We start from the raw sequence: 1,184 nt of genomic DNA, 5'->3' as shown, positions 1-1,184 counted from the left end.
CTTTAACTCGACCAGCTTCACGGGAATCCCGCGACGCAGGGAGCGGATGACCTCGGTGAGTATCTGCTTGCCCATGGGCTTCGACGGGCACCGGTAGGCGGCGACGATCTTCTGATAGATCCGCCAGCTCGCCTCAACTTCCACGTGCTCATCGGCGGCGAATACCGCGGTCAGCTTGCGGTCCTGAGGATCGGTGAGCAGATCCGCCCCGGTGCGCAACGTTCTACGTGCCCCGTAGAGGGGATCACCTGATCGCCCGCGGTGCCCGGTGGTCTCACGCTGAACCCGCTGGCGGGCTTGATCCAAGGCGTCCCCGGCTAAGGCAACGACGTGGAAGGGATCCATCACCGCTACCGCTTCGGGGAGCTCTTCGCTGGTGGCGGTCTTAAACCCGGAGAACCCGTCCATGGCCACCACCTCAATGCCTTCTCGGAAGCCCTGGGTCTGGGCGTCCAGCCAGGTCTTGAACACGGCCTTGGACCGACCCGGGACCATGTCCAGCAGCCGGGCAGGCCCGATCCCGGCGCGGACCGGGGTCAGGTCGATGACCACAGTGACGTAGTGCGACCCCTTGCCGGTGTGGCGCCAGCAGTGCTCATCAACCCCGATGACTTTCACCCCGTCGAACCGGGTGGGGTCCTCAATCAACAGCTGCCGGCCGGCGGTGAGCACCGCGTCGTTGACGGTGTGCCACGAAGCAGCCAGGGCGGCCGCAACCCGAGCGATAGACATCCTGTCGATGACCACTGATTTCAGCGCCCACAGCACCGCATGCCTGCTCAGCTTCGCCCGCGGGGCCGCAGCCTGGGATGTATCTTGCCGCCAGACCCTGGCACAGTCGGCGCACCGATACCGGCGGACCCGGACCCAGAGAGCGGTGGGCCGCCACCCCAGTGGTAGGTGCGCCAACTTCCGTATCACTGTGCCTCTGGGCACGCCTTGGCCGCCGCAGCCCCGGCACCACGGATCATCCTCAGCGACTCGGCATTCCAGGATCGCCTGGTCACGACGGATCAGCTGGCCGGTGACGACGAGCCCGAGCGCATCGAGCAGGCAGAAACTGTTGAGGTCAGGACAGGTGAAAGTAGGCTTGAGCACGTCGAGGTCTTTCGAGTGGAAGGCGTAGGAACCTCCATCATCGGAAGGCCTCGACTCTTATCCAGCCACCGCCACGCCGCTGCTCC

At 65.4% G+C, this 1,184-nt stretch carries 2 protein-coding genes; one reads left to right on the top strand and one right to left on the bottom strand.

What is annotated here, in order from left to right:
* Positions 1-1,053, bottom strand: a 1,053-nt coding sequence (locus RH857_RS13515; RefSeq protein ID WP_310538496.1) for an ISL3 family transposase, incomplete at its 3' end; no start/stop codon positions are given.
* On the opposite strand from RH857_RS13515, the gene RH857_RS13510 reads away from it, so the two are divergent.
* The coding region (locus tag RH857_RS13510) for a hypothetical protein (protein WP_310538497.1) at positions 940-1,184 on the top strand (245 nt) is incomplete at its 3' end. The genes RH857_RS13515 and RH857_RS13510 overlap by 114 nt on opposite strands.

The sequence above is a fragment of the Nesterenkonia flava genome, assembly GCF_031432335.1.
Taxonomy (GTDB): Bacteria; Actinomycetota; Actinomycetes; order Actinomycetales; family Micrococcaceae; genus Nesterenkonia; species Nesterenkonia flava.
The sequence above is the reverse complement of the archived record's forward strand: the minus strand, read 5'-3'. Positions and strand labels throughout refer to the sequence as shown.